General features: G+C 64.2%; 20 protein-coding genes. 4 read left to right on the top strand and 16 right to left on the bottom strand.

The window, feature by feature from the left end:
• Positions 1 to 31 precede the first annotated feature (31 nt).
• Complete coding sequence (locus EWV37_RS02725) at positions 32 to 1030, bottom strand: 2-hydroxy-3-oxopropionate reductase (protein ID WP_238663023.1); 999 nt, start codon at positions 1028 to 1030, stop codon at positions 32 to 34.
• Positions 1003 to 1788: a hydroxypyruvate isomerase family protein gene (locus EWV37_RS02720; RefSeq protein ID WP_129699682.1), complete on the bottom strand. Its 786-nt coding sequence runs from the start codon at positions 1786 to 1788 to the stop codon at positions 1003 to 1005. Before EWV37_RS02720 ends, EWV37_RS02725 begins: the two co-directional genes overlap by 28 nt.
• A gap of 216 nt (positions 1789 to 2004) precedes the next feature.
• On the opposite strand from EWV37_RS02720, the gene EWV37_RS02715 reads away from it, so the two are divergent.
• Both EWV37_RS02715 and EWV37_RS02710 read left to right on the top strand, forming a co-directional pair.
• The gene (locus EWV37_RS02715) at positions 2005 to 3549 is read left to right on the top strand and encodes an NCS1 family nucleobase:cation symporter-1 (protein ID WP_129699681.1); all 1545 of its coding nucleotides are present in this window, start codon (positions 2005 to 2007) and stop codon (positions 3547 to 3549) included.
• A 135-nt stretch (positions 3550 to 3684) separates the two neighbouring features.
• On the top strand, positions 3685 to 4404 hold the full coding sequence (locus tag EWV37_RS02710) for an aspartate/glutamate racemase family protein (RefSeq protein ID WP_095797636.1): 720 nt from the start codon (positions 3685 to 3687) through the stop codon (positions 4402 to 4404).
• Between the two features lie 299 nt (positions 4405 to 4703).
• Here EWV37_RS02710 and EWV37_RS02705 read toward each other — a convergent pair whose 3' ends face one another.
• From EWV37_RS02705 to EWV37_RS02690, 4 genes are all read right to left on the bottom strand, one after another.
• Positions 4704 to 5561 (bottom strand): bifunctional allantoicase/(S)-ureidoglycine aminohydrolase, encoded by an 858-nt coding sequence (locus tag EWV37_RS02705; protein ID WP_095797637.1) that lies wholly within the window; start codon positions 5559 to 5561, stop codon positions 4704 to 4706.
• Positions 5558 to 6901, bottom strand: coding sequence for a DUF6986 family protein (locus tag EWV37_RS02700; RefSeq protein WP_165189214.1), 1344 nt, complete (start codon positions 6899 to 6901; stop codon positions 5558 to 5560). Before EWV37_RS02700 ends, EWV37_RS02705 begins: the two co-directional genes overlap by 4 nt.
• A gap of 92 nt (positions 6902 to 6993) precedes the next feature.
• Entirely contained in the window at positions 6994 to 8601 is a 1608-nt protein-coding gene (gene aceB, locus EWV37_RS02695; protein ID WP_129699680.1) for a malate synthase A, read from the bottom strand.
• A gap of 138 nt (positions 8602 to 8739) precedes the next feature.
• Positions 8740 to 10131 (bottom strand): NAD-dependent malic enzyme, encoded by a 1392-nt coding sequence (locus EWV37_RS02690; RefSeq protein WP_129699679.1) that lies wholly within the window; start codon positions 10129 to 10131, stop codon positions 8740 to 8742.
• Positions 10132 to 10333: 202 nt separating this feature from the next.
• On the opposite strand from EWV37_RS02690, the gene EWV37_RS02685 reads away from it, so the two are divergent.
• Positions 10334 to 11098 (top strand): IclR family transcriptional regulator, encoded by a 765-nt coding sequence (locus tag EWV37_RS02685; protein ID WP_129699678.1) that lies wholly within the window; start codon positions 10334 to 10336, stop codon positions 11096 to 11098.
• Positions 11099 to 11173: 75 nt separating this feature from the next.
• Here the strand turns inward: EWV37_RS02685 and EWV37_RS02680 are convergent, their stop codons facing one another.
• The 9 genes from EWV37_RS02680 to EWV37_RS02640 form a co-directional block, all read right to left on the bottom strand.
• Positions 11174 to 11827, bottom strand: coding sequence for a glycosyl transferase (locus EWV37_RS02680; RefSeq protein ID WP_129699677.1), 654 nt, complete (start codon positions 11825 to 11827; stop codon positions 11174 to 11176).
• 28 nt (positions 11828 to 11855) lie between these two features.
• Complete coding sequence (locus EWV37_RS02675) at positions 11856 to 12305, bottom strand: glycosyltransferase family protein (RefSeq protein ID WP_129699676.1); 450 nt, start codon at positions 12303 to 12305, stop codon at positions 11856 to 11858.
• Positions 12302 to 13471: a Wzz/FepE/Etk N-terminal domain-containing protein gene (locus EWV37_RS02670; RefSeq protein WP_129699675.1), complete on the bottom strand. Its 1170-nt coding sequence runs from the start codon at positions 13469 to 13471 to the stop codon at positions 12302 to 12304. Before EWV37_RS02670 ends, EWV37_RS02675 begins: the two co-directional genes overlap by 4 nt.
• Positions 13472 to 13638: 167 nt before the next feature.
• Complete coding sequence (locus EWV37_RS02665) at positions 13639 to 15090, bottom strand: oligosaccharide flippase family protein (protein WP_129699674.1); 1452 nt, start codon at positions 15088 to 15090, stop codon at positions 13639 to 13641.
• Positions 15087 to 16364, bottom strand: coding sequence for an O-antigen ligase family protein (locus EWV37_RS02660; protein WP_129699673.1), 1278 nt, complete (start codon positions 16362 to 16364; stop codon positions 15087 to 15089). The genes EWV37_RS02665 and EWV37_RS02660 overlap by 4 nt, the downstream gene beginning before the upstream one ends.
• Complete coding sequence (locus tag EWV37_RS02655) at positions 16364 to 17290, bottom strand: glycosyltransferase family 2 protein (RefSeq protein WP_129699672.1); 927 nt, start codon at positions 17288 to 17290, stop codon at positions 16364 to 16366. Before EWV37_RS02655 ends, EWV37_RS02660 begins: the two co-directional genes overlap by 1 nt.
• Entirely contained in the window at positions 17287 to 18045 is a 759-nt protein-coding gene (locus EWV37_RS02650; RefSeq protein WP_129699671.1) for a CDP-alcohol phosphatidyltransferase family protein, read from the bottom strand. Before EWV37_RS02650 ends, EWV37_RS02655 begins: the two co-directional genes overlap by 4 nt.
• Complete coding sequence (locus tag EWV37_RS02645) at positions 18042 to 21572, bottom strand: fibrinogen-like YCDxxxxGGGW domain-containing protein (protein WP_129699670.1); 3531 nt, start codon at positions 21570 to 21572, stop codon at positions 18042 to 18044. Before EWV37_RS02645 ends, EWV37_RS02650 begins: the two co-directional genes overlap by 4 nt.
• Before the next feature lie 63 nt (positions 21573 to 21635).
• Entirely contained in the window at positions 21636 to 22268 is a 633-nt protein-coding gene (locus EWV37_RS02640; protein WP_129699669.1) for a hypothetical protein, read from the bottom strand.
• A gap of 270 nt (positions 22269 to 22538) precedes the next feature.
• On the opposite strand from EWV37_RS02640, the gene EWV37_RS02635 reads away from it, so the two are divergent.
• Positions 22539 to 23735 (top strand): acyltransferase family protein, encoded by a 1197-nt coding sequence (locus EWV37_RS02635; RefSeq protein WP_238663040.1) that lies wholly within the window; start codon positions 22539 to 22541, stop codon positions 23733 to 23735.
• Here EWV37_RS02635 and EWV37_RS02630 read toward each other — a convergent pair.
• Complete coding sequence (locus EWV37_RS02630; protein WP_129699667.1) at positions 23732 to 25066, bottom strand: aminotransferase class V-fold PLP-dependent enzyme; 1335 nt, start codon at positions 25064 to 25066, stop codon at positions 23732 to 23734. The genes EWV37_RS02635 and EWV37_RS02630 overlap by 4 nt on opposite strands.
• Positions 25067 to 25070: the final 4 nt, after the last annotated feature.

Raw genomic sequence — 25070 nt, 5'->3', positions numbered from 1 at the left:
TCAGACCGCCGTGCCCGCGTGGGCCGGGGAATTACTTCTTGTCGCCGCCGGACAGTTCATTGGCGAGCTTGAACAGACCCGAGTGGTCCAGTCCGCCGTCGCCGCGGGCGACCAGGGCGGAGACCAACTGGGCGACGACAGCGCCCAACGGGATGGTGACGCCGGCCTCGCGTGCGGCGGCGGTGACGATGCCCATGTCCTTGTTGTGCAGGGCCAGGCGGAAACCGGGATCGAAGTTGCGATCGAGCATCTTCTGTCCCTTCTGATCGAGAACCTTGGAACCGGCCAGGCCGCCACCGAGGACCTTCAGAGCGGCGTCCGTATCAACGCCGTAGGCCTCGAGGAACACGACCGACTCGGCGAGCAACTGGATGTTGCCGGCCACGATGAGCTGGTTGGCGGCCTTGACCGTCTGGCCGGAGCCGGAGGGGCCCACGTGCACGATGGTCTTGCCCACGCCGTTGAGGACTTCCTGGGCGGCCTCGAAATCGGTGGCCTCGCCGCCGACCATGATGGACAGGGCGGCGTCGATCGCGCCCTGCTCGCCACCGGAGACGGGGGCGTCCAGCGGGCGGATGCCGGCCTTGCGAGCGGCGTCGGCCAGGTTCACGGCCACGTCCGGGCGGATGGTGGACGCATCGATCCACAGGGCACCCTGCGGGGCGTTCGCGAACACGCCGTCCTCGCCCTCCACCACGTCCTGAACGTCCGGGGAGTCCGGAACCATGGTGATGATGACCTCGGCGTCCTTGACGGCCTCGGCCACGGAACCGGCAGCGGTGCCGCCGGCCTTGGCGAGCTCCTGGGCCTTTTCGGGGGAGCGGTTGTAACCGGTCACCTCGTGGCCTGCGGTGACGAGGTTCTTGGCCATGGGAAGGCCCATGATGCCCAATCCGATAACAGCAACCTTGGTCATGATGTTCTCCTTAGAAGTTCTGCGGTGATCCGCGGGTGTAGCTGGTGCTTGGTAGTGAGTTCTTGTGAGGTGACGGGGCGGCCGGATCAGGCGCGCTTCTCGCGGGGCAGCCACGCGAAGGGATCCTCCTGCGAAGCCTTGTACTCCAGGCCGATCACGCCGTCGTAACCGAGTTCACGGGAGCGGTCGATCCACTTCTCGAGCGGCAGCTCACCGGTGCCGGGCTCGTTGCGGCCGGGGTTGTCGGCGATCTGGATGTGACCGAAGTCAGCGGCGTGGTCCTCGATGACGCGCTCCACGTCGTCATCGTTGACGGCCAAGTGGTAGAAGTCGGCCAGCAGCTTGACGTTGTCTCGACCCACCTTCTCGATGATGGCCAGGGCGTCCGCGGCGGTCTTGAGCGGGTAGGCCTCGGTTCCGGAGACGGGCTCGAGCAGCACGACGCCGCCCAAGGGAGCCACGGCATCCGCCGCGCGCTGCAGGTTTTCGACGCCGATCCGGTCCTGTTCCGCGGCGTCCTCGCCGTCCAGGCGGTTGCCGTAGAGCGCGTTGAACGCCTTGCAGCCGGTGGCCTGGGCGATCTTCACCACGGCGTCGATGTTGGCCTGGAACTCATCCGAACGAGCCGGCTGGGAGAGCACACCGCGCTCGCCGCCGGGCATGTCACCGGCGTAGAAGTTCAGGCCGGTCAACTGGACGCCTGCGTTCTTGAGTGCGTCCACGAATTCCTGGATCTCGGCATCCGAGGGGGTGGACGTGGGGAACGGCCACCAGAACTCGGCGCGGGTAAAGCCTGCGGAAGCCACGGCCTGCGGGCGGTCGTTGATCGGCAGATCGGTCAGCAAGATCGAAGAGTTGACGGTGTAGCTCACGGTGTTCCTCCTGTGCGGTGACCCCTCGCGGGTGCCCGTCTTTCGGATTGTGGAAGTTAAGTTCTATCTGGTGAAAACGTTAGGTTAGAATGTGACCTACGTCAACCTTTGGTGTGAGATGTTTCTGTCTGTGTCTCCCACCCACCGGTGGACTACGCATCGGGCCAGGTCATCAAGGCCGCGCCCGGAGATCGACTCATCACCTAAGGAGGGGATATGGCCACTGACGAGACCGCTCTGTCGCGTGAACGTGCTGCCGGGCGCCCGGAATTCGACCACGTCTATTCACCCGGCACGGTTCAGGCCGAACCGCCGCCCATCACCAGCGACCGGCTCTACAACGTGGACCTGGCCCCCACACGGCGAGAGGGACGCACGTGGAACGCGTACAGCATCTTCACGCTGTGGGCCAACGACGTGCACTCGCTGGGCAACTACTCATTCGCCATCGGGCTCTTCGCCCTGGGGCTCGGGGCGTGGCAGGTGCTCACCGCCTTGGGCGTGGGCGCTCTGCTGCTGTTCTTCCTGCTCTGCCTGTCCGGATTCATGGGCTACAAGACAGGTGTGCCGTATCCGGTGATGAGCCGCATTTCCTTCGGCGTGCACGGAGCGCAACTGCCGGCCGCCGTGCGTGGCATTGTGGCCATAGCCTGGTTCGGCATTCAGACCTACTTGGCCTCCGTGGTGCTGCGCGTGATGCTCATTGCGTTGTGGCCGGGGTTGGCACCGTTGGACAGCAACGACATCCTGGGTCTGTCCACTCTGGGGTGGATCAGCTTCGTGGCCCTATGGATCATCCAGGTCATCATCGTTTGCTACGGCATGGAAATGATTCGCCGGTACGAGGCCTTTGCCGGCCCCATCATCCTGGTCACCTTCGTGGCGCTGGCCGTGTGGATGCTGTGGCGCGTGGACTTCTCGATCGCGTGGACCACCGAGAACCCGCTGACCGGCTGGGAGATGTGGGTTCACATCCTGGGTGGCGGCGCGCTGTGGGTGTCCATTTACGGAACGTTCGTGCTGAACTTCTGCGACTTCACGCGTTCGGCGACCAGCCGGGGTGCGATTGTGAAGGGCAATTTCTGGGGCATCCCCATCAACATGCTCCTGTTCGGCCTGATCGTGGTGTCCCTGGCCGGTGCGCAGTTGAAGTTGGACGGCACCATCATCACGGCACCCGCAGACATCGTGCAGACCATCCCCTCCGTGCCACTGATCGTGCTGGCATCCCTGGCGTTGCTGATCCTCACGGTGGCGGTGAACCTGATGGCCAACTTCGTGGCGCCCACGTATGCGCTGACCAACATGTTCCCCAAGGCCTTGAACTTCCAGAAGGCGGCCATCGTCTCCGCCGTGATCGGTCTGGTCATTCTTCCGTGGAACCTCTACAACTCTCCCGTGGTGATCGTGTACTTCCTGGGTGGACTGGGCGCGCTGCTCGGCCCGCTGTTCGGCATCATCATGGTCGACTACTGGATCATTCGCCGCTCCAAGGTCAACGTTCCGCAGCTCTACATCGACACCAACGACGGCGCGTACTACTACCGCAAGGGTGTGAACCCGCGAGCGATTGCGGCGTTCATCCCCTCATCACTGGCGTCATTGGCCGTGGCTTTGCTTCCGTTCTTCGCTGGTGCGAGTGAGTTCTCGTGGTTCATCGGCGCTGGCCTGGGTGCGATCTGCTACTTGATCACCGCCAAGAAGCGTGTGGAATACACGGACCAGCACGGTGAAGCCATCGCCGTGGCCACCACCCACTGACCTGCCTGGCGGGGCCGTTCGGCTAGACCGGCGGCCCCCGCCCACCGCATGTCCTGCCCGGTGGGCGGTCCGTCTCTAGTACGGCCGCCCGCCGGGCACCGATCGAGAATCACTCACGTTTCAAGGAGTTAGACGATGCGCATTTTGACGGTCAACGTGAACACCACGGAGTCCATGACGGAATCGATTGCGGAGTCGGCGCGAAAAGTGGCCGAGCCCGGCGTCGACATCGTGGGACTGACCCCGCGTTTCGGGGCGCCTTCGTGTGAAGGCAACATGGAGTCCTACCTGGCCGCGGTGGGCGTGATGGACGCCGTGCTCAGCTACGACCAGCCCTTCGACGCCGTGATCCAGGCCGGATTCGGCGAACACGGCCGCGAAGGCTTGCAGGAACTGTTGGAGCAGCCGGTCGTGGACATCACCGAGGCCGCTGCCTCCATGGCCACGTTCGTGGGGCGCAGCTATTCGGTGGTGACCACCCTGGACCGCACGGTTCCCCTCATCGAGGATCGGCTGCAGCTGGCGGGGCTCTTGGACCGCTGCGCGTCCGTGCGGGCGTCCAATACATCGGTGCTGGAATTGGAGGCGGATGAGAATGCTGCGATCCAGTCGATCGTGGCCGAGGCACAACTGGCCATCGACGAGGACCGCGCGGAAGTGATCGTGCTCGGCTGCGGCGGCATGGCAGCACTTGAAGCCGCGGTGCGTGAACAGTGTGGTGTTCCCGTGGTGGACGGAGTGGCCGCCGCGGTGACCATTGCGCAGTCGCTCGTGCGCCTGGGACTCACCACATCCAAGTCCCGCACCTACGCCCCGCCGCTACCCAAGGACCTCAAGGGCTTCCCGTTGAGCTGAGCAGTCGGTGCGGCCTGCCCGCGATGCTTGGAGCGGGACAAGATCTGAGACACTCTTACGCCACCAACTAGAACTCGGGCACCTATAAGCCACATTTCCTCCGTGGAAGTGGCTTATAGGTGCCCGAGTTCTTGGCCGTGGCCTAAGGATGACTCAGATCTGGCCGACGGCGAGCAGCGCCACGACGCAGAGTAGCTGCGTCCCGCAGCATGAGCGCTACACATGAAATAGGGTTCCTTATCCCCGATTCCACAGCGGAAATCGGGGATAAGGAACCTTAAATCGTCATGGGGCCGAAATCAGCGCCCCGCATGCCCTCCCAGGGACAGGGGAGCGTGCCGGTTGACGTCCTTGTACAGCAGGTAGCGGAAGGGTTTGGGACCCCCGGCGTAGCAGGCCTGCGGGCAGAAGGCGCGCAGCCACATGAAGTCGCCCTCCTGCACCTCGACCCAGTCCTCGTTGAGGCGGTACACGGCCTGACCCTCGAGCACGTAGAGCCCGTGTTCCATCACGTGGGTCTCCGCGAACGGGATGATCCCGCCCGGCTGGAAGGTCACGATGGTCACGTGCATGTCGTGGCGCACGTCCGCCGGGTCCACGAACCGCGAGGTGGCCCAGCGGCCCTCGGTGCCGGGCATGGGCGTGGGTTCCACGTCCTGCTCGTTGGTCACGAAGGATTCCGGCTTCTCGATGCCCGCGACCTTCTGGTAGCGCTTGCGCACCCACATGAAGCGGGCTTCCTCGGAGCCGCGGTTGTGCACGGTCCACGTCTCGCCCGGGGCGATGAACGCGTAGCCGCCGGGGTTGAGGGTGTGGACGTCGTCGTCGCCGGGCTCGTCGCCCAGGGTCAGCTCGAGCGAGCCCTCCATGACGAACAGCACTGCCTCAGCATCCGGGTCGTCCTCGGGCTTGTCCGAGCCGCCGCCGGGGGAGACCTCCATGAGGTACTGGGAGAACGTCTCCGCGAAACCGGTCAGCGGTCGCGCGAGCACCCACAGCCGGGTGCCTTCCCAGAACGGTAGGAACGAGGTCACGATGTCCCGCTGCGTACCCCGCGGAATCACCGCGTAGGCCTCCTTGAACATGGCCCGGTCGGTCAGCAGATCGGTCTGCGGCGGGTGGCCACCGTGGGTGGCCCAGTACGTGCGTTCGCTCATCGTGTTTCTCCTGTTTCGGAATGTTCAGCGTTCGACGGCGCCGCCACGCCCGTCTTCGCGACCGAGCTCACCGTTTCCGGGGACAAGCCGGCGGTGCGCAGCTCGTCCTCGGTCACCGCACCGCACAGCGTGCCGCGCAGAATGTAGCGGGCCAGGGCGCGAGCGGTGGCGGGTTCATCGGCCACGTCGGCGGCTTCGATGCCGGGCACCGACCGACGGGAGTAGACCTCCAGGCGGTGGGCGGCGGCGTCGAACCCGTCGCGGTAGAACGCGTAATTGGTGAGGAAGCGCGTGGGCAGCTGGTGGGCGTGCAGGTCCCAGCCCTGGTAGTAGCCGCGCTCCAACGACCGGCGGACCAGTCGTGCGTGCAGTGCCCAGGAATCGCGGCGCTGTTCGGCGTCACCCACGGGCAACTGGTTGGTGGAGCCGTCGGACAGGTGCACACCCGTGCCGGCCACGGCCACCTGCATGACGTTCTTGGCGAAGTCCGCGGCGGGGTGCTCCATGGACTGGAACTGCGCGGAGATCCCCAGGGACGCCGAGTAATCGTAGGTGCCGTAGTGCAGCGAGGTGGCGCGGCCCTCGGCAGCGCGCAGCATCGCGGGAATCAGGCACGTGCCGTCCAGCCCCAGGATCATGGGGGCCGTTTCCATCTGGATCTCGAAGCGCAGTCGGCCGTTGGGCAGACCCAGCGCATCCTCGAGGGCCTGGCACGCCTCGACCATGACCTGCACCTGCTCCACGGAGGAGACCTTGGGCAGGGTCAGCACGAGTCCGGCGGGCAATCCGTCGGCGCTCACGCCGGCCTCGATCAGGCCGCCCTCGCGCACCAGGGTGCTCACGAACACGTCCAGGGAACGCAGACCGCGAGCACGAGTTGCCTCTTCGAAGCACTTGAAGCGGATGCCCGCGAAGGCCGGTGCCGGTGCGGATCCGTTGGCCCGGTTGATCGCGAACTGCGCCACGGTGCGGGCGGCCTGGGCTGCTGCGGTGTCTTCTTCGCCGTCCGAGCGGTTGCCGAAGCCGTCTTCGAGATCCAGTCGCAGGTCCTCGATCGGCTCGGTCTGCAGCTTGGCGGCCACACGGTTCACGACGTCGCTCACGCCGTCCCCGGTGAGCCCCGCCAGTTCGGCGAGCACCTGGAGCCCACCCGCTTCATCGGCGGCGGCCTGTGCGGCGCGGCCCCATTCGGCGGGGGTGTCCACGGTGACCAGGTCGGCCGGGATGTAGCACGTGTGCACGGGCTGGCGGACCCCGGAATCACCCGGGAAGAACCGGGCGAGGTCCGCGTCGGTGCCGGCGAGCACGAGGTCGGCCCGCTGGTAGAACGTGGTGGGCAGGCTCGCGCCGACCGGGACGGCCCCCGCCGAGCCGCTCAGAGCGGCGTCGGCGGGAGCAGCGGAGGCGACTCGCGCCCCGAGAATGGACTGTGTCACTTGGCCCCTTCCATGAGGTCATACGCGGGCAGGGTCAGGAAGTCCGGGTAGTTGTCGCTCAGGACCATGTCGGAGATGAGCTTTCCGGCCGGGACGAACCACTTCTCGTAGTTCTCCGCGTCGATTTCCTGCTTGAGGACCTCCAGCTGCTCGTCCAGAGCGGCGGAGACCAGCTCGCGCGTTGCAATGTTTCCGGTGTCGGTGTAGACCACACCGTTCTTGATCTGCTGCCAGATCTGGGAGCGGGAGATTTCCGCAGTGGCAGCGTCCTCCATGAGGTTGTGAATGGCCACGGCGCCGTTGCCGGACAACCAGACCGCAATGTAGCGGATGGCCACGTAAAGATTGGCGTTGAGTTCTTCCTCGGTGCGCTGATCGCCGGCGGAGGGAACGTCCAACAGCTGCTCGGGGGTCACCTCGACCTCCGGGCGCTGGCGGTCCAACTGATTGGGCTTGTCGTTCAGTACGCCGTCGAAGATCTCCTTGCACACGGGCACGAGGTCCGGGTGGGCGACCCAGGAGCCGTCGAAACCGTCGTTGGCTTCGCGGGTCTTGTCGTTGCGGACCTTCTCGAAGGCCGCACGGTTGACTTCTTCGTCCTTGCGGGACGGGATGAAAGCGGCCATGCCACCCATCGCGAAGGCACCGCGCTTGTGGCAGGTCTGCACCAGAAGGTCGGTGTAGGCGCGCATGAGCGGTGCGGTCATGGTGACCGAGGAGCGGTCGGCCAGGATGAACTTGTCACCGGCGTCACGGAAGTACTTGATGATCGAGAACAGGTAGTCCCAGCGGCCGGCATTCAAACCGGAGGCGTGATCGCGCAGTTCGTAGAGGATCTCGTCCATCTGGAACGCGGCGGGGATGGTCTCGATGAGCACCGTGGCCCGAATGGTGCCGTGTTCGATGCCCAGGTACTCCTCGGCAAAGGTGAACACGTCGTTCCACAGGCGAGCCTCGAGGTAGGACTCCATCTTGGGCAGGTAGTAGTAGGGGCCCTGGCCATTCTCGATGAGCTGCTTGGCGGTGTGGAAGAAGTGCAGGCCGAAGTCCGTGAGGGAGCCGGAGCCTTCCTTGCCGTTCACGGTGATGTTGTGCTCGGGAAGGTGCCAGCCGCGCGGGCGGGTCACAACCACGGCGAGCGGCGCGTCCTCGCGCAGCTTGTACTCCTTGCCCTCGGGCGATGTGAAGGCCAGGGTGCCGCGGGCGGCGTCGCGCAGGTTGGCGATCGCGTCGATCTGGTTGGCCCAGCTGGGGCTCGCTGCGTCCTCGAGGTCGGCCAGCCACACCTTGGCGCCGGAGTTGAGCGCGTTGATGGCCATCTTGGCCGGGGAGGCGGGGCCGGTCATTTCCACGCGGCGGTCCTGCAGTGCATTGGGAGCCGGGGCAACCTGCCAGTCACCCTCGCGGACCTCGCGGGTCTCCTCGGGGAAGTCCAGCGTGCCGGTAGAGGCTGCTTGCTCACGAGCGGTCTCGCGCTTGCCCAGCAGCTCTTCGCGGCGGTCGTTGAACTTCTCGTGCAGCGCCTCGACGAACGCGAGTGCCTCGTCGCTGAGGATCTCGCCGGCCGCGGCCACGTTCTGCGGGCTGTTGTGGGTAATGGTCATGATTGCCTCCTGGAAAGTACGTGTAGTGCTGGTAGTGCTTGGTCTCGCCGGTATCGCTGCGTTGCGCTCGAAGCGGCGGGTGGGCGGCGTCGTCGTCATGAATGAACGACGACGCCGCTCCTGAGGTTTTTCGCGTGACTAGCCTTCGATGCCCAGCGCGGTGTTCTTGACCGCTTCCGCCACGGCCGGGGCCACGTTGGGGTCGAACACGCTGGGGACGATGAAGCTCGCGTTGCGCTCGTCCGGTTCCACGCAGTCCGCAATGGCCTTGGCCGCGGCCACGAGCATGTCGGACGTGATGTCCGAGGCTGCGGCGTCCAGCAGGCCGCGGAACAGGCCCGGGAAGGCGAGCACGTTGTTGATCTGGTTCGGGAAGTCGCTTCGGCCGGTCGCGACCACGGCGGCGTGCTCGGCGGCTTCGGCCGGGTGCACCTCGGGGTCGGGGTTGGCCATGGCGAACACGATGGCGCCGTCGGCCATGGTGGCGATGTCATTGCCATCCAGAACGTTGGGAGCGGACACGCCGATGAAGACGTCAGCACCGGCCACGGCTTCCTTGAGCGAGCCGGAGAAGCTGTCCTTGTTGGTGTTCTCGGCCAGCCACGTGCGGTGGGGATCGGTGTAGGTCTCACCGGAGTGGATGGCGCCGTTGCGGGAGCACGCGATCACGTTGGCCACGCCGTTGGCGAGCAGCAACTGGATGATGGCGTTACCGGCAGCGCCCACACCGGAGACGACAACCTTGACGTCCTCGATGTTCTTGTCCACCACGCGCAGTGCGTTGTAGAGGGCGGCCAGGGTCACGATGGCGGTGCCGTGCTGGTCATCGTGGAAGACGGGAATATCGAGCTCTTCACGCAGGCGGGCTTCGATCTCGAAGCAGCGCGGGGCTGCGATGTCCTCAAGGTTCACGCCGCCGTAGACCGGAGCCATGGCCTTGACGATGCTGATGATCTCCTCGGTGTCCTTGGTGTCCAAGCACACGGGCCAGGCGTCAACGTCAGCGAAGGCCTTGAAGAGCGCGGCCTTGCCCTCCATGACGGGCAAGGCGGCGGCGGGGCCGATATCACCCAGGCCGAGCACGGCGGTGCCATCGGTCACCACGGCCACGGTGTTGCGCTTGATGGTCAGACGACGAGCGTCCTCCGGGTTCTCGGCAATGGCCGTGCACACGCGGGCCACGCCGGGGGTGTAAGCGCGGGAGAGGTCGTCACGGTTACGCAGGGAGACGCGCGGGGTGACCTCGATCTTGCCGCCCAGGTGGATCAGGAAGGTGCGGTCGGAGATCTTGTGAACGGTCACGCCGTCCAGTGCGTTGAGCGCGTCCCGGACCTCGTCGCGGTGTTCTGCGTTGGAAACGTTGCAGCTGATGTCGATGACCACGCTGGTGGGGTGCGATTCGACAATGTCCAATGCGGTCACCTGGGCGCCGGCCGCAGAGGCCGCGGTGGTGATTTCACTGGTCGAGTTGAACGTGGCGGGCGCTTCAACTCGCAGGACCATGGAGTAACCGGGGCTGGGAGTAGACATCTGTATGAAGTTCCTTTCAGGCTGAGCGGAACCCTCGCTCCACTTCGTTATCCGCATTGTGGAAAAAAGTTTCCACTTCTTGAATCGTAGATGTAGTCTAGGGCGAAAGACAAGACCCGTGTGAGACTTATTTCACATGGTGACATTGGAGAGGCCGCCCCAGACAGGGGCTGCCGTCCATCACGGAAAGCGAGTTGGCACCATGGCAGAAGGTAAAACTGGGGGAGGAGTCCAGTCGGTTGAGCGAGTGTTCGACCTGCTGAACATCATCACTGCCTCCGGGGGAGAGTCCTCCCTGAGCGAGCTGGCCAACAAGGCCGAACTCCCGCTACCCACCATTCACCGTTTGCTGCGCACCCTGGTGCCCCTGGGGTACGTGCGCCAGCTCCCCAATCGCAGTTACGCGCTGGGCCCCGGTCTGATCCGGTTGGGCTATACGGCCAGCCTGCAGCTGGGAACCTACGCGCAACCCGTGCTGCAACAACTCGTGCAGGAACTGGGCGAATCCGCCAACATGGCAGTGCTCGACGGCCGCATGGTCGTGTACGTCGGTCAGGCACAGTCTCAGCACTCGATGCGTATGTTCACCGAAGTGGGCCGCCGCGCACCCATGCACAACACCGGCGTGGGGAAGGCCATTCTGGCCACGCTCCCGGATCAGCAAGTGGTCTCCATCGTGCATTCAATGGGCATGACCACCCCCACGCCCAAGAGTCTGGGCACCGTGGACGATCTGCTGGCCGATCTCGAGAAGATCCGCGAACGCGGTTACGCGATTGACGACGAGGAGCAGGAGATCGGCGTGCGCTGCTTCTCCATGGCCCTGCCCAACGCCCCCACGCCCACCGCGATCTCGGTCTCCGGGCCCACCACGCGCGTGGACTGGGACTTCGGCGATCGCGCCGTCCCGCTGCTGCGCAAGGCTGCTCAGGAACTCTCGAGCCAGTTTGTTCCGGCGGCTTCCTGACGCACCGCCCGTACAGACGACGACGCCGCGGTCCCGATTTCTCGGGGCCGCGGCGTATCTGAGTGGAGAAGCGGCTCAGGCCGTGTGCTGTTGGTGACCCGCGCGTCGGAAACGCGGACCGATCAGGTCCACGGCGGTCTGCAGTGACCTGCGACCCATGGTGCGCAGGCGCCACGGTTCTTTGTGGGTATCCAGTGTGGACAACAGTGCCTGAGAGGCCAGCTCGGGCTGAGGTATCCGAGGCTCGGTGCGGAACTTCGAAGGCCGCGCCATGATGGCCTTGATGGCCGTGAGCAGCTCATCGGGGCCCTCGACGAGCCTGGCCTCTCCGTCTTCAACCATGTGCCGGGTGAACGCTACCTGGTGATCGTCCACGACCTCCCCCAGGTGCGCGAGACGCGGAACCGCCAACGGGATATGACCGGTCAAACGAGCGTCCAGGATGGACCCCGGGCCGCCCTGGACGATGACCACCTGGGCCGAGTGGTACATCTCGAGTAGTTCGGTCCGCGGCATGCGGTGCGTGTTCATGGCTCGTTCGGACGGGCGGGTGAAACCATGCTGGAGCAGGCACGAGACCTCGGGCAGTTGCTCCAAGGCTTGGTCCAACCATTCCACAAGCCTCGGGAACGGATGATGATCCGTGCCCAATGACACCACGATGTCCGGGGCGGCGGTGCCCCTGCGCAGCGGAACGTGTTGGGCGGAGGACTGTTCGGTGTGCTTCATGGCGAGCTCCTCGAGCGTTGGGGGCGAATTACATCAGCGCGCCGATATTCACGGCGTCGGGAAAATGGCGCTTCTGTTCGTCCCATTGGACGGCGAAAACGTCTGACAGCGGGTAACACATGCGGCCGCTCATGGTGGGCATGGTGATGCGGTCGAAACATTCGATGAACACGGTGCGGATCCTGCGGCGGCGGGCCACCAAGAAGAAGGGGACGGCCACGGCGGCACCCGTGGACATCACCACGTCCGGCTTGATCTCCTTGATCACCCTTCGAGCCACTTCCACATTGCGGATGGCATTGGGGATGTTGCGAGTGGTCGGGAAGTGAGCCCAGTGCAGGTCCTCACCGTGGAGGCCGGCACGTACCTCCGGGAGATCGAAGGTCACCCAGCTACGCTCGTGGCCCTCCCACAGACCGCGTAGATTCTGCAGTTGGGCGAGGTGGCCTCCGGCGGATGCGACGAGCAAAATTTTCATAACCGACCTTCTCCCGTGTGGTTCCAGACCACGGGCAGGATGCTCGCGGTGCCACGATCCAGGGAGGCCAGCAGCTGGGCCGTATCGTCCAGGTCGTCGCGGGGATCCACCAGGACGGCTACCGCGTCGAAGGACTGTAGTGTCTGTCGCACGTCGGAGCGGGACTGGGCCATGGGGGTGGCGGCAACGGACCACGTGGTCAACTGATGTTCGAACTCTTCCACCGCGGATTCCGGTGTCTCACCGTTCAAAGAGGTGACGGCCAGCCGACCCTTGGAAGCCAGTCCGAAGCGGTCATCGAGTGCGGAAACGGCGTCCGATACGGCCACGTGTACGGGTTCACCGTTAGCATCGACGGCGGCCATTCCAACGCGGTCCTCCAACCGATCCGCGTATCCGACGCGCGGGGCGATCCGGTCACGAATCAGCGCGGCCACCAGGCCGAGCATGAGACCACCCAGGGCACCGGCCAGGACTGCGGCGCTGAGGCCGGGGCCGGTGGAGGTCGCAGGGGGAAGTGCGGAACTGATGATACGACCCGGCCATGGCGACGCCGAGCGGAGTTCGATAAGGGTTTCTTCCAGTGACTGCCTGGACGGATCGTCGGAAGACATGTCGCCCAGTGAGTCCTGCAGCGAATCTGCGGCATCCTTGGCTCGTGTCTCAGCGGTGTCCTGGCGGTCAGTCAGATAAGCGTCGGCCAGGGCATTGGCGCGGTCTGCGGCGGTTTCCGCGGAGTTCGCCGTGACATTGATGCGCATCACGCTTGATTGCGACGGCGAGCCGATCTCGGTGTTCTCGAGCAATTCGGATACCAAATCCTGGTCATCACCGGCGCCCAGATCTTGTGCGGCGCGTTCGGCCACCACCCGGGACGTGGCCGTGGCGATTTCCGTGGGCATGTCCACGTCATTGGCCGTAGCGCCCCCCAGGTTGGAGGCGGTCACTATGGGCGAGACCGATACTGAAGCGGTCGCCGTGTAGGAGCGGGGGGCCAGAAGGCTGGCGAGCACCACAAGGCCCAGGACAAGCAGAGCTGTAAATAGAACGGTCGGCCAGCGGCGCAGGACACGCGTCACGAGTTGGCTGATTTCCAGCGGTGCAGTTTCGTGTGAACCGGTGCGTTTCCGGCGCCTCGTGAATTGAGACTTGGTACTCGACCCCATATGTTTCTCCCCCGTGAAAGCAGTACAGCCACCCGCACGATCCCCCGACCGTGTCAAGTCCTGTTGGCATCAAGCGCCCGCGAAATACCTAGTGACTTGAAAGTGAGCTGTGTATTAACAGACTAGTAAATTTCTGTGAATTTGATCAAGACGACACGTGTCCTCCCTTATGCGGATTTCGTGGCGGGGGAGCGGCGCGCTAGGCGCAGAAGCACCCAGCCGACCACCGGCGCCAGCAATGTCACGTGGATGAGCAGGGCGGTCAGAGTTCCAGCTCCGAACCAGACCGTGACGATGCCCAACAGGAGGGTCCACCCGCCGGTAAGGGCACCGGTGCGCAGGATGAGGCCCACATCGGGGCGGATCCCCAACTTCGTGGTGATTTGCCACAGCGCCAGGCCCGCGTCCGTGAGGAGTGCTGCCGACCAAGCCACCGCGGCTCCGGTGATGCCCCAGACCGGGATCAGCAAGAGGTTAAGTGTCACGGCCACGATGAGTGCCGAGAACTTGTTGCCCAGTTGCCACAGGCTGCGCCCGGCCATCAAGAGAACGGATTGAACCCCGCCGGCTGAAACCACGAACAGCATGCTCAACGACACGATGGCCATGGCGGTGTGTCCGGAATCGAAACCCTCGCCGAACAGGTTCAGTACCGTCCCACCGTGCAGCGCCAGGGTGAGATACAGGGGCCAAGCTGCCGCAACCAAAACCGCCGTGGCCACCGTGTAAATCCGGTTGGTTGCCGCGAAATCCTTGACGGCCATGGCCGCGCTGATGCCCGGGCCGGTCACCATGCGGGCGGTGTGGTCCAACATGGTGCCTGCGCGCACGCACCGATTCACCACGCCGTACACCCCTGCTGCCACAGGTCCTAGGAAGACCCCCACGAGGAGAACGTCGATCCATTCGAGCAGGGTCTCGATCATGGCAGTGACACCGCGGGCGGACGAGAAACCCCAGAACTGCCGTTTGTCGAAGCCTTCAGCGTCCGGATCCTCGGCGATCTCCTGGTCGGGCCACGCGCGTTTGACCACAATCAGCGCTAATCCCAGAACGATGATTACGGGAACGCACCACGCCAGGGTCAGTGCGGGCAGTGAGGTCCCGACCCAAATGACCACCAGCACACCCGCCCATCGCAGGGAGGGCAGCGCCACGTTCTGCAGGAACGAGAACCACGGAACCTTGTGCAGGCCACGCAGCACGCCAAAGCACAGGTTCAGGATGGTGCCCGCCACCAGAGCAGTACCGAGAATCAATATGGCGGACCCCGTGTCCTGATCCAGCAGGCCCACCAGTGCAACCACTCCCGCGGTGAGAGCAACGAGCAACGAGACGATCAGCGGCGGCGGCACGGCAGCTCGGACCGCCGTGCGCAGCTGGTCCGAGCGGCGTCGTGCGGCGAGCGCTGGCAGGGTGCGTACCAGCCCGACGTCGGCGCCCACGGTGCACGCGGTGGTCGCGATGGCGAGGATTGCTGTGAGCTGGAAGAGTCTGCCGGCGTCCGCGGCTCCGGAGCCGTGCGTCATGCTCAGCGTGATGCCGAACGCCATGACCGCGCCGGCCATGACGAACCCGAAAGTCACTGCGGCGCTGCGTGCGCCTCCCGCCCGGCTCATGAACGGGCCTTGGCGATCCGCTCACGCATGAGCAGTCCTAGGACCGCGACCAGGATGCAGGTCTGCATGATGTCAAAGCTGTAGACCACGAAAATGGCGCTCGCCGCCAGCGGGACCGAGTGCAACAAGATGCTCGCCGGTGATTTCACGCCGCGGGTCCACCACGTGGAGCCCCACAAGAAGCCGATGAAAAGTAACAATCCCACCAGTCCGTAGCTGAACAGGAAGAACCAGAGGTACCCCTGGGTGCCCATGTATACGCCAACGCTTTCCTCCAAGCGGGGCGCGCCGTGGCCCAGAAGCGGGCTCTCCAAGGAGGCCTCCCACGTCTGCTGATAGAGGTTGAGCCGACCGCCAGTGCTGTCGCTGTATTCCTGGCGGCCCAGGATCTGTTCCGCAACACCGCCCAGGATCAACCACATGACCGCGGCGGTCAGGGCGAGCAGGCCGGCCAGACCCACCTTCCAGTACCCGGAGAGAGTGAGACGGAAGACCGCATACCCCAAGGCGAGACCGAGGCCCAGGAACATGCCACGGTTGCTGGTGCCCACGGCTGGAACCAGGGACAGCACCAATCCGGCGCAGATGAGCAGCTTGACCCACCACGTGCGCACGGTCAGTAGCGTGGCCAGTGCCACCGGGGTCAGCATGACGTAAGCGACCCCCCAACTGTTGGCGTAGGGGAACGGGGCCGACGGGCGGATGTAGGGTTCCGGGGCTCCCCACGGCAATTGCACTTCCGCCATGGGCGGGAACACCAGGTCCTTGACCAGTTCGTTGGAAGTCAGTGATCCCGGGAGGATCATGCCCACCGGGGTGGTCAGCCGGACCTCGGGAATGAAGAGAGCCAGTGTGCCCATGAGTACCACCGTGGCCCACACGGTCATCAATCCGGCCAGAATTGCATGGTGTCCCAGCCGGTCGCGCGCATTGACCACGTAGAGCAGGATGATCAACGCGGCCAGAAGGTTACCCCAGCGCAGCGCGAAGCCCACTAGAGCTCCCGCGTCGGGTAGTTGAGTGGCACATGCGAGCGCCCACACGACCAAGGCCGCTAAGAACCATGCCGGTAGCGGGACCGTCATGCGGCCGCGCAACACCATGAGCGCGGCCATGATGACGGCCAGGGCGAACGGCACGAATTGCAGGGCGCCCATGGCCCAAATGACCGGGAATCCGTGGAACAAGATCAGGATCGGCCACGCTGGCAGCGACCGTTGGGAGGTCGGTGCCGAATCTGCGGGCAATGCTGGTCGGTCGTGCAGTTGGGTCATTACAGCCCTCGGCCGGTGCTTTGAACCACGTTCAGCAGCGCATCGGCGGGCACGGGGGTCATGGCCACGACAAGCGCGGCCCAACCGCGCAGCTGCAGGGGGTTCCTGCGGAGCGTGGCACGGGCCCAGTCCACGGCCGTACGACGCCGCCCGCGCGCCGCATGCGCAAAGGCCACCTGCCCGGTGATCCGGGCCAGGCCGGGCGGGCAGCTTTCGAACTCCGGGAACTTCTGCAGGATGTAGGTCAGGCCCTCGGCCAGGGAATCCCATTTCCCCGCGAAGTAGGACGGACGGTCCCAGCGCACCGTCAACACGGTTTCCGGAACCGAGATCACCGGACCGTTGCGCGTGGCGCGCAGTAGCAGGTCGTAGTCCTCGCCGTAGCCGTGGGGCAGGTCTTCGTCCACGGGGCCGATCGTCCCGCTGGGGCGCAGATCCGCGGTGCGATAGAGCACCGCGGACGGGTGGATCTCGGTGATCCGTGAACGTAGGAAATCATTGAAGGAAGCCTCTGCGGGCGGGTCACGACGGACGGTCCCCGAGTCCGTGACGATCGCGATTCCACCGGCAACGGCAACCGCATCCGGGCGCCGTTCGAGGGCGGCTACTTGGAGGCGAAGCTTGGCAGGTTCCCAGGCGTCGTCGTCATCGCAGAAGGCCACGAACTGACCGCGCGCGTGGCGCACGCCGCTGTTGCGACCGCCGGCCAGGCCCCGGGGACCGTCATTGACGATGGTTCGCAGACTTACGTTCTCAGGCAGGTCAACGTCCGTGAGCTCATCGATCGCTACATGGTCGAAGACCACCAGGATCTCGAGGTCAGCGCGGATGTCCTGCGCCGCGATTGCGCGCACGGCGTCGCGCAGCATTTCCGGGCGGCCACCGATGGTGCAAATGATCCCGGTGATTGTTGGCGGGGTGCTCATGCTGTGGTCTCCTGGTTCTTGAGTGCGTGCAGGGCGCGGCGCTTACGGCGCATGGACACGGCCCCAATACCGATGTGGGCGATCAGTAGCAGGGCGTACGCCGCAACGAACACCAAGGGCGCACCCCACAGGACGAAGATCCAGCACGTGACGCCTGCATCCATGGGCAGATTGACGAACGAGCGCACGGGGCCGGCGTCGGAGGCGACATTCGTGCGCACCCCGCGAACTCGCAACAACAACTGCTCCGCGAGAATCTGGCTCATGAAGTGACCCACGGCCACCAGCGTGAAAACCACCGGAAGCGCGAGCATCCAGGTGCTCACATCGTCACGCAACGGTTCGTGCCGGTACCAGGAGACCAGGGCGCAGAGGTGGATGGCCGGGGTGCGAATCGCATCGACCACGTGATCGAGCCACTCACCCGCGGGGGAGCCCGTGCCGGTCAAGCGGGCCACCTGACCGTCCGCGGAATCCAGCACGTACCCGATGGCGAACAACACGGCCACCGCCAGCCCGGTCCACCACGAGATGGGCCCCAGGGCCAATAGCAACAGCCCGACCGCGGAGAACGTTGCGCTCAGCGCCGTAGTGCCGTCCGCACTGACCCCCCTGGAGGCCAAGAACGCAGCTGCGTAACGGGCCAGAGAGCGGTTGACCCAGCGTGTGTAAGCGGGCACTCCCGCTCCGGGTTTCTGCGCGCGCCGCAATTGCTCATAGGCATCGGTAAAGGTCAGCCGGTGGGCCACTGTCACTGATTCTCCTCCTCGGCTGCCTCGGCCATGCGAGCCTCGGCTGCATCTTCGGGAACGGCCTGAAGCGTCACGTCTGCGCTCGCATCAGGGGTGCTTCGATAGTTCACGTGCATCTGTACGGCCACCGTATTCTTACCGGCCTTCAAGGCAGACGCGGGGACGACGACGCTCACCGGGTTCTCCGTGGCGGCGGCAGTCCTCGGCGCTTGGGTCGAGTAGGTGTTCCAGTTGACCGTCCCGGTGGGCAGGCCGGCCCGGGCTACTTCCTGGCCGTTGATCCACACGATCACGCCATCATCTGCGCGGGTGGTCAGCAGCAGCTCGTGGAGCTCGTCCGGATCCGAGACATCGAACTCACGGATCAGCTGCGTGCTGATCGGGCGCGTCGAATCCGCCTTGAGCACCGAACTGACACCCTGGCCCCACCCCACGGGAGCGGTCAGGACAGCCCATTCGGGATCCACGGGCCCCTCGAACCAATTCTCCGCCGGTGCCGAATTCACATGGCGCACCGACCATTTGGAGCCCGCTGCAACCAGGGGCTGGTTGCCGCTGGACTCGGTGGGCGGTTCGGGAGCCTCACCCGGTGTGGCCTGGGCGGTCAGCTCGAAGGACAGATCCGGGGAAGCTCCCCAGTTGGCATGTACCTGGGCGGAGACCACGTTCTTGCCGTCCTGGAGCATCCAACCGGGAACCTCTACGGTCACCGGATTCTCGACGGCGGCCGCGGTGCGAGGTGCTGTCGAAGCGTAGGTGTTGTGATTGATCGGACCGTCAGGCAGCTGGGATCGAGTCACCTCAACACCGTTGACGTACACCACGATGCCGTCATCGGCGCGGGTGGTCAGCGTCAGCTTTTCCACGTCCTCGGCCTTGTCAATGTTCACCTCGCGGCGGACCTGGAACGACCGGGGTGTGGTTCCCTCCGGCGCCGTCAGCTGGGTACCGAGATCCGCGGTACCGCGGCCCAGCGGAGCCGCGCCCTCGGACCAGGACGAATCGTCGAAGTCCACGGCACGCCAGTTGCTATCGGGCGCGGTGGCATCGAACCGGTAACGCCACTGTTGCTTGGCGTCGAGCACCGAATACGGTGTGGTGCCCGGGGTTGTCTCAGAGGGTTCCGGCGAGGGTGTCGGAGTGGGTTCCTCAGTGGGGTCCGGTGTGGGTTCAGGCGTGGGCTCTGGTGTAGGTTCCGGAGTCGGCTCAGCGCCCACCTCGGTCAGCGGCGTGCTGGCTGAGAGATTCCCGCTCGAATCTGCCGCACGCACGGCGTATGTCGCGCCCTCGACTGCGGGCACAGTAAACGTCGTCTCCGTGGTGGTGGCCACGGTGCGGTCCCCGCTCATGACATGGTAGACGGTTCCGGATTCGCCGGTGCCCTTCCAGCTCAACTTGTGCGACGCGGTTCCGTTCACGGTTTCCGGTGTCACCCGGAACTCGGTGGGTGTGCCCGGAGCGCTCGCATCACGGGGTGCGAAGCGAACGAACCCGCCGGCCCATTGGGACCACCCGGCCTGGGTGTCCGCGCGGGCGATGTCGCCACCGGCCCACAGCACACCGCGGCTGTCGACCATGGATCCCCAAATGCCCCAGCCACCGTGGCCCTTGAGGCGCGGGTTGAACTCGGGTAGGTAGGAACCGCTCGCGGAGTCCCAAGCACCGATCAAGTCGATGCGGTCGGCCACACTGAAGGCACCGCGTGGCACCGAATACTGGTTGGCCCCCGAGTAATTGAAGTGACCGCAGTGGCACGAACCGAACACGGTGTTCTCGTTGCTCGAGATGGACTGGAAGTCGCCACCGACCATGGTGATGTTTTCCCGGGTGCGGGTCAGGGAGTCCCGGTTGTAGCCGAACATAGAATGCTCAGCGCCGCCGGCCCACACGGTGTCACCGTGCTCCTTCACTGCGAATTGGAAACCGTCCACACGACCGGCACGAGGAGGCATGGAGGGAGTCCAGGACCACGGGGTCAACGTGGCGGGGCCTTGGGCGGACATGGCCGCCAGGCGGAAGGCCGGATTGGGTCCGGACTGGGAAAAATAGCCGGAGGCATAGACCCGGTCACCTCGCTCGGAAGCGTCCACATCGGTTGCAGTTCCGTTGAAGTTCGGGTTCCACGCGCGATCCGGGGTGCCGTTGGTGGCATTGATCTTTGCGGCTCCGCGGGCATATACCTGGTACGGATCGGTGCCACCGGTCAGGTGGGTGAACGAACCTGCAAGGTAGAGGTCATTGTCACGCAACGACAGACCACGGACCTGAGTCACGCCGCCGGACAAGAGGTTCTCGATCTTGAGCTTCCACGAGGGGTCCAGCTCGCCGGTCCGGGCGTCCAGCACAGCCAAACCGGGTGTGGAGACACCGTTCACGGTCGAGAACTGACCCCCGACTGCTACCCGGTCACCAGGGAGCGCCTGCAGGGCTTTCACCTGGCCGTTCAGCTCGGGACGGAAGTCCTTCCGGAGTTCACCGGTGTTGACGTCGAAGGCCGCCAAGTACTTCTGGTCGACGGCTTCGGCACCGTTGGCGTCGCGTTGCATGCGTGCGAAGTTGCCGCCGGCAAAGACCGACCCCGCGGATTCGGCGAAGGCCTGCACCTCGGTGTTCAATTCGCCGTCGCTCCCATCGGCTCGCCCGACCGCGCCCCAGCGTGTGGGCTCAGCACCCGAGTTGGGAAGGTTTCGGCGTTCTTGCACAGTAGTTCCGGCGGCGGGAATCTCCTGGCCCGCGAAGGCCTCCTGTGTGACCTGCGGTCGGATATACATCTGAGCGAACGGGATGGCTCCCGTCCTGGAGTCCCGGGCCCACAAGTAGGAATTGGGGTCGGTAGTGCCCCGCACGCCGTCGTTGAAGGCAAAGCCACGCAAGTAGCCCTGCTGCTCACGATCGGTGAAGCGCAACGCCTTGAGCGGATCGGCTCCAAAGAGCCAGTGGCGTGGAATCTGCGCCCACGACGTCAGCTGGTTGGTTACGCGCTCGCCGTCGAAGTACGCGTTGGAAACGGGAATGCTCGCGCTGAGTGTCCAGGACCAGCGCGGCTGATTGGTGGTGTCCAGCCGGACTTCCTGCCAACTCCGGCCAGCCTGGTCCTTGGCGCGACGGATCCGCAGACCCTCGGACAACTCGTCCGGGCGCTGGCCGTTCAGCAGCTCGTCCACGGTTTCGGATGACAACTGGGCTGGTTTGAATGCCTCGGGCCCGGTGACCGTGTTGCGAACAGCAGCGGGATCGCCCTGACCTTCGTAGTTCTCGGCCCAGCCCTCACGGCCACGGCCCACCATGACCCAGCCACCGCCATCGGTGGTCTGGTCGCAGTAGAACTCCTGAGGGGCATCCATGGCCGGTGTGAGCAACCAATAGATTCCGGATTCCGAATTGCGATCCTGCTGTTTGATTTCGAAACAGGATGCGGCAGCAGTTTGTTGAGTCTTCCCGTCCACGGAGGCCGGTGCAGCGGCCGCGGGGGACATGGGTGTCAGTGAAGTGACCATGAGCGCGGCAGCCATTGCCGAGGGTGTGGCCATCGAAAGAAAGCGACGCAGAATATTCATGATGTCAACCAACGAATGTGTGAAGTGGAGCTGGGATCAGCAGCGGGGATCAGAAGGGAAACCGGTGGCGACAACTTTCCAGCCAGCGTCGGGTTCCTCGATGAGGTCAAAGGTGTTCAGGACGCGCTTTCCCTGCGATTCGGGGCGCACTACACGGCCGTTCGGGCCCATGACCCTGACCGATGCGTCGTTCAAACACGCGGTGACACGCAGGCCGGATTTACCGTCGATCGTGATCGGCGCGCTGGTTGGTGAGCCGACCACTTTGGGCTCACCAACTTGCTTCCAGCCCTCGCGTTCGTATTCATCGGAGAGATTTGCCATCTGCTCAGCTGCTGGACCAACAGCGATCTCAGAGCTGTCCTGCTCAGTGGTGGTCGGTACCGCGAGCCACGAGGAGACGGCCTTCATTTGCGGAGCATTACGGTTGAGTTTGGTTGACTTGGGGAGAGCATTGGCCGGTTTACTGTCGACCACGTAGTCGGCCGCGAAAGAATCAGTGGTCAAATGCGGATTGATCTCTCCCTGTTCCGCTTGCGCGGCTGAAGGCTCGTTGCCTTCTGGATCGTCCTGAGCCACCGCGAGCCCCATGAACCCGAGTCCGCTGATGCCCAACGTGACCACGGAACCCAGAATGATCGCCTTGGTGCGCTTGGTGGATCGCGTCATCGATTGACGTGTTGATTGAGTGCCCACACTTATCCCTCCCCAGTGAGATAACGGACCGCACCGCAAGCCCCCTTGGATGCTCAGTCCTGCAGCGCTGTGTGTTAGCGCCGCATGTCAACGCCTATTCCCTTAAAACTCGCTGACATCTTGCTGGCACGTTACCATGCACACAGGCTGGTGTATGTACTCCATTTGGGGTAAGTGGCTTTGCGGCCCAAGAAAAGTGTCACGAGGCGCCGGGGGATGCCGTAATGACACATGTGTGTGTCTATGGGGGAGAGTGTAATGGGGAGTTCTGTTTCGAAGCATCGGGCTATCAACACCCCGCAGGAGGCCAAGAGACGTCGGCTTCCGTTGCGGGGCTTTGCCCACATCGACGCGATGCGCGCTGGCGCGGTGATGCTGGTCGTGTTTTCACACGCTGGTCTCACCGCGGTCCCGGGTGGCAGTGGAGTGACCATTTTCTTTGTCATCTCCGGATTCATTATTACTCACCTGTTACTGCGAGAACTTGAAAAAACGAATTCTTTTGATATTCGTGGTTTCTATCTTCGTAGAGCGTTGAAAATCTTTCCGCCACTCTTGGTCATCGTCATTCTTCCGTCACTGGTCTACGGGCTGTTCAAATCACTGAACTGGGTGGATGTCGCAGGTCAGCTGCTGTTTTTCTTCAACTGGGTGTATGTGGACTCGGACGTCTCAGTGCTCCCCGGGACCATTGTCGTCTGGAGCCTTTCCATTGAGGAGCAGTTTTATTTAGCGGTCGCCTTTCTTTGGCTTCTCTTGGTGCGGGGGCGTCGTCCGGTAGCGGGGTTGCGCGTTCTGGCCTGGGCCATCATCGTTTATTCGGTACTGGCCCGTGCGGTTCTTTTCTTCTCCGGAGCCACCTCGGACCGTATCTACTTCGGGACCGATACTCGTTCTGAGGCCATTGCCATGGGCATTTTGGTGGCCTTGTGGTTCAGGACAAGACGGTTGCGAGCTCATGAGGCAACGGGTGCCCGAGCAGTAGCTGCCCGCAAGGACGATCTCTTGGGGAAGGATGTCGTCCTATGGGTAGCACTGGTCTTGTATCTGGTGTCCTTGATCATTCGCGACGATCTTTTTCGTGAAACGCTTCGCTACTCGATGCAAGCGGTCGCTGCGGCACTCGTCATCATGTGGGGTCTTGTGGGTGCCGGAGGACCCATGGGCCGCGCCCTCAACCGGTTCATGAAACTTCAGATCGTTCAGCTCTTGGGGCTGGCGAGCTACAGCATCTACTTGGTCCACTTGATCGTGATTCGTGCCCTCGAGCCGGTCACTGCCGGGCTGCCCGAGCCCATCACCATTGTGCTGGGAGTAGTTCTCGGAACCGGAGCCGGAGTCCTGGTTTGGTGGGGTGTCGAAGAACCCGTGGTGAAGTGGCGGCAACGTAAGAAGGCCAAGAGTGCCGCAGCCACGACCGCGTTGAACCCGAAGGGTTAGAACCGCTTCGCCGCAGCCTTCAACGCGCGTGCCAACCGATCGCTGTCCTGCGGAGTGTTGTACAAGGCCGGTGTCACGCGAATGACCTCTCCCTTGGTCACCCCACCGCGGCGCACGGTGAACACACCCCACTCGTTCGTGAGGTAGTCGGTGATGGCCACGCTCTGCTCGCGAGTCGTGTTGCCGTCGATCCGGAACGAGGTCAGCGCACCATACATGCGGCGGTCCTCCGGGGTCAGGATGGTCAGATTGGGCACGTCCAACACCTGTTGAACCCAGCGGTCGCGCAGGTACTGCAGCCGCGCGAACTTGTTGGCGGCACCTACTGCGTGGTGGAAGTCCAAGGCCGCGGGGATAGACAGGTAATTGGCCGAATTGGCGGTGCCGGTGTGAATCCTGGACCGCACGTCGTCGGCGTCGAAATCCTCGTCGGCGAAGTGCCTGTCGATGTCTCCCAGGCGATCCTTCTGGATGTACAAGAATCCACAGCCTAGCGGTGCGCCGATCCATTTGTGCAGGTTGAATCCCACGAACGGGCTGTTGAGGTCCTTGACCTCGAAATCCACGTGACCCCACGAGTGGGCCGCATCGACGATGGTGTCTACTCCACGCTCGGCGGCCATGCGGGAGATCTCCGCGATCGGGGCCTTAAGGCCGGTGCGTTGCGAGATGTGGGTCAGCAGGAGCAGTTTGATGCGTGGGTTGTCCGAGAGCAGTTTGGTGTAGTGATCGATCACGTTCTGGTACCTGGCCGGTTCCGGAATCGCGGTAGTGATCACGTCAACGCCGCGGCGATCTTTGAGCCAGTTCATGGCGTACTGCATGGAGTCGTAATCGAGATCCGCGTAGGCCACGGCATCCCCGGGCTTGAGCTTGTTGTACCCGCCGATCATGACCTGCAGCGCCTCGGTTGCTCCGCGGGTGATCGCGATTTCGTCCACGGAGCATCCCACGGCCTTGGCCAGTCGGGCGCGCACCTCGGTGATGTGCTTTTCGTAGTCGTTGCGCAGGAACCACGAATTCTGTTCCTGAATGATCCGGTTCTTCTCCGCGTAGGTGTCCCGCACGTTCTGCGGATTCGCGCCGAAGTACCCGTTCTCAAAATTGATCACTGGCATGTCCATGCGGAAGTGCCGGGCCACGCCGCGCCAATAGCGCTCGTCACGGGCCAATCGATCCGCGGGAGTCCGGGGTGCGTTGGGTAGCTTGGGACCACCGCGTCCGTGCCCGCGGCCCTCGTGGGCGTGTGCGGGGGAGGCCACGAGACCGCCGACCGCCAGAGTGCCCAGCCCCGCAGTTCCCTTGACCAGATTTCTACGATTGAGTTCCATGACC

Origin of the sequence: Kocuria carniphila, assembly GCF_004136555.1 — a bacterium.
In the GTDB taxonomy this organism is placed as follows: Bacteria; Actinomycetota; Actinomycetes; order Actinomycetales; family Micrococcaceae; genus Kocuria; species Kocuria carniphila.
Note: the sequence above shows the minus strand (reverse complement) of the source record. Positions and strands in the feature narration are given on the sequence as shown.

What these genes read in the sequence shown, in the direction of transcription:
- EWV37_RS02670 (WP_129699675.1), bottom strand. Translation starts at nt 13,471, where the DNA reads ATGGGGTCGAGTACCAAGTCTCAATTCACGAGGCGCCGGAAACGCACC.
- EWV37_RS02645 (WP_129699670.1), bottom strand. Translation starts at nt 21,572, where the DNA reads ATGGCCACACCCTCGGCAATGGCTGCCGCGCTCATGGTCACTTCACTG.
- EWV37_RS02710 (WP_095797636.1), top strand. Translation starts at nt 3,685, where the DNA reads ATGCGCATTTTGACGGTCAACGTGAACACCACGGAGTCCATGACGGAA.
- EWV37_RS02715 (WP_129699681.1), top strand. Translation starts at nt 2,005, where the DNA reads ATGGCCACTGACGAGACCGCTCTGTCGCGTGAACGTGCTGCCGGGCGC.
- EWV37_RS02675 (WP_129699676.1), bottom strand. Translation starts at nt 12,305, where the DNA reads ATGAAAATTTTGCTCGTCGCATCCGCCGGAGGCCACCTCGCCCAACTG.
- EWV37_RS02680 (WP_129699677.1), bottom strand. Translation starts at nt 11,827, where the DNA reads ATGAAGCACACCGAACAGTCCTCCGCCCAACACGTTCCGCTGCGCAGG.
- EWV37_RS02705 (WP_095797637.1), bottom strand. Translation starts at nt 5,561, where the DNA reads ATGAGCGAACGCACGTACTGGGCCACCCACGGTGGCCACCCGCCGCAG.
- EWV37_RS02690 (WP_129699679.1), bottom strand. Translation starts at nt 10,131, where the DNA reads ATGTCTACTCCCAGCCCCGGTTACTCCATGGTCCTGCGAGTTGAAGCG.
- EWV37_RS02635 (WP_238663040.1), top strand. Translation starts at nt 22,539, where the DNA reads ATGGGGGAGAGTGTAATGGGGAGTTCTGTTTCGAAGCATCGGGCTATC.
- EWV37_RS02655 (WP_129699672.1), bottom strand. Translation starts at nt 17,290, where the DNA reads ATGAGCACCCCGCCAACAATCACCGGGATCATTTGCACCATCGGTGGC.
- EWV37_RS02665 (WP_129699674.1), bottom strand. Translation starts at nt 15,090, where the DNA reads ATGAGCCGGGCGGGAGGCGCACGCAGCGCCGCAGTGACTTTCGGGTTC.
- EWV37_RS02640 (WP_129699669.1), bottom strand. Translation starts at nt 22,268, where the DNA reads ATGACGCGATCCACCAAGCGCACCAAGGCGATCATTCTGGGTTCCGTG.
- aceB (WP_129699680.1), bottom strand. Translation starts at nt 8,601, where the DNA reads ATGACCATTACCCACAACAGCCCGCAGAACGTGGCCGCGGCCGGCGAG.
- EWV37_RS02685 (WP_129699678.1), top strand. Translation starts at nt 10,334, where the DNA reads ATGGCAGAAGGTAAAACTGGGGGAGGAGTCCAGTCGGTTGAGCGAGTG.
- EWV37_RS02630 (WP_129699667.1), bottom strand. Translation starts at nt 25,066, where the DNA reads ATGGAACTCAATCGTAGAAATCTGGTCAAGGGAACTGCGGGGCTGGGC.
- EWV37_RS02660 (WP_129699673.1), bottom strand. Translation starts at nt 16,364, where the DNA reads ATGACCCAACTGCACGACCGACCAGCATTGCCCGCAGATTCGGCACCG.